The organism is Staphylococcus pasteuri (assembly GCF_030547725.1).
Lineage (GTDB): Bacteria > Bacillota > Bacilli > Staphylococcales > Staphylococcaceae > Staphylococcus > Staphylococcus pasteuri.
In genome coordinates, this window is sequence record NZ_JAUOQO010000120.1 from 1 (window position 1) to 333 (window position 333).

Annotated in this window: 1 protein-coding gene; it reads left to right on the forward strand. The window is 49.5% G+C overall.

Features of this window, described 5'->3' with window-relative positions; all coding sequences use genetic code 11:
- The coding region (locus Q4528_RS13055; RefSeq protein ID WP_512700995.1) for an alpha/beta hydrolase family protein at positions 1-333 on the forward strand (333 nt) is incomplete at both ends.

Genomic DNA, 333 nt, shown 5'->3' on the forward strand with positions numbered 1-333 from the left:
ACCTTACACATCATACGTTAATTTCCCTTCAGCAACAGAAGCCAACCCTATTGAGATATCAGCTCAACTGCGTATCCCAAAAGGCTATGAAAGCCAAAAAATTCCTGCGGTCGTTATCATGCATGGCAGCGCCGGAGTAGACAGCCGCGGTTCACTTTATACGCTTGCTCTTAATGAAGCAGGCATAGCGACATTGGAGGTTGATCTTTGGGCTGCTCGTGGTTGGACAGGCAGCGTTAGCGGGCGACCGAGCGGCGTTCCCGAAACAGTCCCGGATGCCTTTGGCGCGCTAAAATTCTTATCCACGCAACCTGGAATTGATGCTAATAATAT